Here is a 5,589-nt window from a genome sequence, read left to right as displayed (position 1 = left end):
TCCTCGCCGGGGTACCCGACACTCAAGCACGGTGATGATCACCGTGCACGCGGGTCGCACGGGCCGAGCAGTCGTCACGGTGAGCGTGATGGTCGCGCCCGCGCGCACGGGGGTGACCAGCGGTTGCGGGATTCCGCAAACGCCTTCGCGACGTCGCGCCCGCGCGCACGGGGGTGACCACTGTGTCCGTGAGGGACACGGTTGCCCACGTCGCCGGGGGTGCCTCTCAGGGACCGGAATAACCCCGAAACCACCCCGAAACCTCCAATGAGACCCCTGAATCGACGGGATCCCCAACCTTCGGCCACGTTCCGACCAGCAACAGAGAGGATATCGAGAGCTGCCATCGAGGCTCGGGGGTTTCAGAAGGTTAGGGGTTCGAATCCCTTCGGGCGCACACAGAAAAGCCCCCCCGCCAGCAGTGATGCAGGCGGGGGGCTTTCTCATATCCGTTTATCGGGTCACCACGACACGGAATCGACACGAATTGCTGAGCGGGGTGCATCGGCATTCTGTGGGTATCTTCACCGCAAGGGACGGTGACATGCGACTCCACGGACGGCAGGACGTCATGATCTGGTACGACGAGCTGGCGGCTGAGGTTCACGGCATCGTCGATGCCATGCCCTGCAGGCGGGGTTGCTGTGAACCGGTGGACTCAACTCACCCTGACACGCAGGGAGTGCCGATGATCGTGGTCGTCCGTGAAGTCCTCCATGACCACTCGCGCCGGCGAAGTCTCGGAGAAGGGCGAGGTAGTGCCAACCGCGGGCGAAACGCTCCGGGGGTGAGCGGCCCGCCTCGATGATGTGGACCTCTTCGGCGTCGATGTCGGGGGTGGTGTCGGGACGGGCCGGACGGTTCGGTCATGCTCCGGTCCTCCGATGGGCTGCGGGCGCCGAAACGGATGTGATGCAGCTCAGGTGAGACGGCCGTTGCTGGACACGGCAGGCCGACGTGAACACTGGATCGCGGTATGTGTGTCGCAAAGTTCTGTGAAATATGCCGGTTGACGTCGTGGCAAAGCCGTCAGTACGCTCCGATCCGAGCTGAAAAGTTAATGAAGATTCGCAGATGATCGAGCTCGGCTGTCCGGGCTCCGCTGGGAGACGACATGGAACTTGCGTGGTCGGCGGCAGACGCCGCCTTCAGAGACGAGGTGCGTTCGTTTCTCGACGAGAAGTTGACACCGGAACTGCGCCGGGCCGGACGCCTCGCCACGAGCGTCTACTCCGACCACGAAGCGAGCATGGAGTGGCAGCGCATCCTCCACGAGCGAGGCTGGGCGGCTCCGGCGTGGCCCGTCGAGTACGGCGGTTGCGACTGGACGCCGACCCAGCACTACATCTTCGTCCGCGAATCGATCCTCGCCGGGGCGCCGGCGCTGTCTCCGATGGGGATCAAGATGGTGGCGCACGCGATCATCGCCTACGGCACACCCGCGCAGAAGGACTACTTCCTCCCCGGGATCCTGAACGGCGACGTCTTCTTCTGCCAAGGCTATTCCGAACCCGAGTCCGGCTCCGACCTCGCGTCCCTGTCGATGGCGGCCGTCGGCGACGGCGACGACCTCGTGGTCACCGGCAGCAAGATCTGGACCACCCATGCCACCGAGGCCAACTGGATGTTCGCTCTCGTGCGCACGTCGCGAACGGGGAGGAAACAGCACGGCATCACGTTCCTGCTCATCGACATGACCTCACCGGGAATCGAGATCCGGCCGCTCGTCATGACCTCGGGCGAGGAAGTTCAGAACCAGGTGTTCTTCGACGAGGTCCGGGTGCCCAAAACCAACGTTCTCGGACGTATCGACGACGGCTGGACGGTCGCGAAGTACCTGCTGGTCTTCGAACGGGGCGGTGCCGCAGCGGCCCCCGCCCTGCAGGTGATGGCGGAGAGAGTCGCCGACGCGGCGGCACACCAGCCGGGACCGGCCGGTGGCACCCTCGCCGACGATCCCTCGTTCTCATCGAGGCTCGCCGATGCCCGCATCCGCACCGAGGTCCTCGAAATCCTCGAGTACCGCACCCTCGCAGCACTGTCGGAGGGACGCGACCCGGGACCGTCGTCGTCGATGCTCAAGATCCTCGGCACCGAGTTGAGCCAGCGACTGACCCAGCTCACCCTCGAGGTGGCCGGTCCGCGTGGGCGTGCGTACCAACCGCACGTGACGGCACCCGGGGGACCGATCGCCGATTTCGTGGCCCCCACCGACGGCTATCTCAGCGGTGACGACTGGCAGGCCGTCGCGCCGCTGCGCTACTTCAACGACCGGGCCGGCTCGATCTACGCGGGTAGCAACGAGATCCAACGAAACATTCTCGCCAAAGCAGCATTGGGGCTCTGATGGACTTCTCCTTGAGCAAGGAACAGGAACTCCTCCGGGATTCGGTCACCAAATACCTCGAAGCGCGGTACGATCTGGCCCGCAGCCGCAAGGTCGCGACGATCGGCGACGGCTGGCAGCCCGAAGTGTGGCGCGCGTTCGCCGATGATCTCGGCATCCTCGCCGCGACCCTCCCCGAAGACGTCGGCGGTATCGGTGGCGGTCCCGTCGAACTCATGGTGATCGCGGAAGCGCTCGGCCATGCGCTCGTCGTCGAGCCGTTCGTCGACGCGGTGGTCCTCGGGGGCGGACTCCTCGGCCGCGCAGGGGGCGGTCGCGCGAGGTCCGTCCTCGAGGCCATCGGTACCGGTGAGGCCGTGACGGCGCTCGCTGCCGCAGAGCCGACGTCGGGGCCGGTGCTCCACGATGTCGCGACCACTGCGCGACGTGACGGGGACGGGTGGCTCCTCGACGGCAGCAAGATCGTCGTGAGCAGCGCTCCGCTCGCGACCCACCTGCTCGTGACCGCCCGTACCGCGGGCGACCGGCTCGACACCGACGGCATCTCGCTGTTCCTCGTCGACTTCGATGTGCACTCACCGCCGGACGGCGTGACCGCGCATCCGTACCGGACCATCGACGATCGTCGTGCAGCCGACCTCGAGTTCTCCGGGTTGCGGTTACCCGCCGACGCACTGCTCGGTGAGGTCGACCGAGCGTGGCCCTCGCTGGCGCTCGCGATCGACACAGCGACCACCGCCGTCGCCGCCGAAGGTGTCGGGGCGATGCGCAAGGTCCTCGCCGACACCGTCGAGTACTGCAAGCAGCGCGAACAGTTCGGTCAGCCCATCGGACACTTCCAGGTGTTGCAGCACCGCATGGTCGACATGTTCATGGAACTCGAACAGGCGGTGTCGGCCGTCTACCTCGCGGTCCTGCATCTCGACGCCGCCGACACCGAACGAGCCAGGGCGGTATCGGCGGCGAAAGCCACGATCGGACGTGCGGCGCGGTTCATCGGGCAGAACGCAGTCCAGTTGCACGGCGGCATGGGGATGACAGAGGAACTCGCGGTCGGGCACTACTTCAAACGCCTCACCGCGATCGAATACGAGTACGGCACCGCCGAGCAGCACATCGCGCGCTACGCCGAACTCACACGCTGACCCTCACCCGGACTCCGAACCCGTCACGACGTGCTCGACGCGGTCTGCCGCACCCGGTACGTCCTCGTGTTCCCAGACCCGCACCACCGTCCAACCCGCTGCGGTGAGAGCGGCATCGGTGTCGCGGTCGCGGCGGACGTTCGCCTCCAACTTGTCCGCCCACCACTGCGCGTTGTTCTTCGGCGCGGTCGCGTGGAGCGGACAACGATGCCAGAAGCATCCGTCCACGTAGACCGCCACCTTCCGTCGTGGGAAGAGGAGATCGGCGCGCCGTCGCATCCCCGGAAGCGGTGCGCGGTCCACGAAGAACCGCAGGCCCCGGCGGTGCAGTTCGCGTCGCAACGCCAGTTCGGGGGCGGTGTCGCGTCGGCGCTGCCGACTCATCCGCGCGCTTGTGCCCGCATCGGTCGAGGGGCGGTCGGACGACGACATCGTGCGCTACGCCACCGCCCGTGGAAATCCACCCATCCGGTCGAGATGGCTCTCCACGTCGTCGAGGAAACCCGGAACGAACCGCAGACTGCCCGAACGTGCCCGTCGCAGGAAGCCCGCGGTCGCGCGCGCCGACAGCAGACGCGAATCGTCGAGGAACCCGCCGAGATCCTGGTAGGGGTCGTGGACCGGCCACAACGATTCGTGGACGCGGAAGGCCTTCCTGTTCGCACCCCAGGCTGCGCTCGGCCACGTGTCGCCGGACGACAGCGGTGATTCGTGATCGGCCGTGTACTCGAGCGGAGCGGACAACCGGTGACCGACCCACGACGCCATCCGCACGCTCACCGCGTTGCCGACCAGACGCCACCGATGGCCGGCGCGGACACCGGGTGCCTCGGTCGCGGGCGCCGTCCAGTCCGGATCGAAGCCCTGCAGCCGCTCGGCGTCGGCCAGTCCCGGGGTGACGATCTCCCCGGACGGCAACCGCACCGCCGGTGGGCTCGCGATACCCAGCGCCGACCCGCCCTTCAGGGTAGGGACGGCGTTGACCGCCCAGCCCAGCCCGCGCACCCCTTCTGTCCAGTAGAAGCCGCACGGGTACGAATCGGGATCCGCGTCGGGAGGGGCACCGGCGTCCTGACCGAAGAGGATGGTGCGTGGATCATCGGTGCGGGACGCGACCATCAGCACACGCTGCCGGCGCTGGGGGAGTCCGAACGATCGGGCGTCGACCACCCGGTACGCCCAGGTGTAGCCGAGCTCGCTCAGGGCGTCGGTGATGTGCCGCATCGCGGCCCCGCGCCCGAGCTGCAACATGAAGGGGACGTTCTCGATGACGAGCCACCGTGGTCCGTTCCTTCTCTTCACGAGACGGAACACCTCGTCGACCAGTCCGGATCGCGACCCCGTGATGCCGGCCGTGCGACCGGCCTGCGAGAGGTCCTGGCACGGGAAACCGGCGGCGACCAGTTCGGTACCGCGAGGCAGAGAACGGAGCCGGGTCACGTCGGCATCGAGGGGGACGTCGGGGAATCGGTGACGTAGCACGGCCTGAGCACCGGGATCGATCTCGCAGAGGAGTTCGGTGTTCCATCCGTGCTCCGACAGCCCGAGCTCCAGGCCGCCGATGCCGGCGAACAACCCCACCATGCTCCCCGTCGACGCCACGGCACCCTTCCTCGATCAGTTACCGAGAACGTTACTCGAGTCCCCCTCTCCCACGTGAGCGGACGCGTCCCGGCGGCACTTCCCCGTGGAGACAGGGGGTGGTGAGACGGCCCGGAACGGGTGTCCATGACGCCGAAACCACATCTGACCTGGCGATTTGGTGTTCCGGTTCATCCTCGCGTAACTTATTCCAGGTCAGAGCGACACGGACACCGACCCGGACCGCGAGGTACGGGAAAACGAGGTTGGACGAAGGCGCCTGAGCGATTTACCGGTCACCGAATCTTCTGGTAAGGTTGGTGGCCGCCCCGGAATTCGAAAGAATTTCGGCGGGAGCAGGTAACCCCGGATTTCGTGGGCCGATGAGGCTCGTGCATGATGGTGTGTGCGTGTTCTTTGAGAACTCAACAGTGTGCCGATGAATGTCAGTGCCAATATTATTTGGTGCGACCACCCCACTTTTGTGGGTGGTTGTTGCTGACTGTCACATTCTTC

Annotated in this window: 4 protein-coding genes; 2 read left to right on the top strand and 2 right to left on the bottom strand. The window is 66.4% G+C overall.

What is annotated here, in order from left to right; genetic code table 11:
- The first annotated feature begins 1,114 nt into the window (after nt 1–1,114).
- Both LDQ05_RS19125 and LDQ05_RS19120 read left to right on the top strand, forming a co-directional pair.
- Nucleotides 1,115–2,347 carry an acyl-CoA dehydrogenase family protein gene (locus LDQ05_RS19125; RefSeq protein WP_226438535.1) on the top strand — a complete coding sequence of 411 codons (1,233 nt, stop codon included), beginning with the start codon at nt 1,115–1,117 and terminating at the stop codon, nt 2,345–2,347.
- The gene (locus LDQ05_RS19120) at nt 2,347–3,492 is read left to right on the top strand and encodes an acyl-CoA dehydrogenase family protein (protein ID WP_226438534.1); all 1,146 of its coding nucleotides are present in this window, start codon (nt 2,347–2,349) and stop codon (nt 3,490–3,492) included. The genes LDQ05_RS19125 and LDQ05_RS19120 overlap by 1 nt, the downstream gene beginning before the upstream one ends.
- A gap of 3 nt (nt 3,493–3,495) precedes the next feature.
- Here the strand turns inward: LDQ05_RS19120 and LDQ05_RS19115 are convergent, their stop codons facing one another.
- Both LDQ05_RS19115 and LDQ05_RS19110 read right to left on the bottom strand, forming a co-directional pair.
- On the bottom strand, nt 3,496–3,924 hold the full coding sequence (locus LDQ05_RS19115; protein ID WP_226438533.1) for a very short patch repair endonuclease: 429 nt from the start codon (nt 3,922–3,924) through the stop codon (nt 3,496–3,498).
- A 6-nt stretch (nt 3,925–3,930) separates the two neighbouring features.
- Complete coding sequence (locus tag LDQ05_RS19110; protein WP_226438536.1) at nt 3,931–5,076, bottom strand: DNA cytosine methyltransferase; 1,146 nt, start codon at nt 5,074–5,076, stop codon at nt 3,931–3,933.
- Between the last annotated feature and the right edge of the window lie 513 nt (nt 5,077–5,589).

This window comes from Rhodococcus yananensis, from assembly GCF_020515525.1.
In the GTDB taxonomy this organism is placed as follows: domain Bacteria; phylum Actinomycetota; class Actinomycetes; order Mycobacteriales; family Mycobacteriaceae; genus Rhodococcus; species Rhodococcus yananensis.
This window is presented reverse-complemented; position numbering and strand designations above follow the sequence as displayed.

Bases quoted from the DNA above. Each gene is read 5' to 3' on its own strand.
- LDQ05_RS19120 (WP_226438534.1), top strand. From the start codon at position 2,347: ATGGACTTCTCCTTGAGCAAGGAACAGGAACTCCTCCGGGATTCGGTC.
- LDQ05_RS19115 (WP_226438533.1), bottom strand. From the start codon at position 3,924: ATGTCGTCGTCCGACCGCCCCTCGACCGATGCGGGCACAAGCGCGCGG.
- LDQ05_RS19110 (WP_226438536.1), bottom strand. From the start codon at position 5,076: ATGGTGGGGTTGTTCGCCGGCATCGGCGGCCTGGAGCTCGGGCTGTCG.
- LDQ05_RS19125 (WP_226438535.1), top strand. From the start codon at position 1,115: ATGGAACTTGCGTGGTCGGCGGCAGACGCCGCCTTCAGAGACGAGGTG.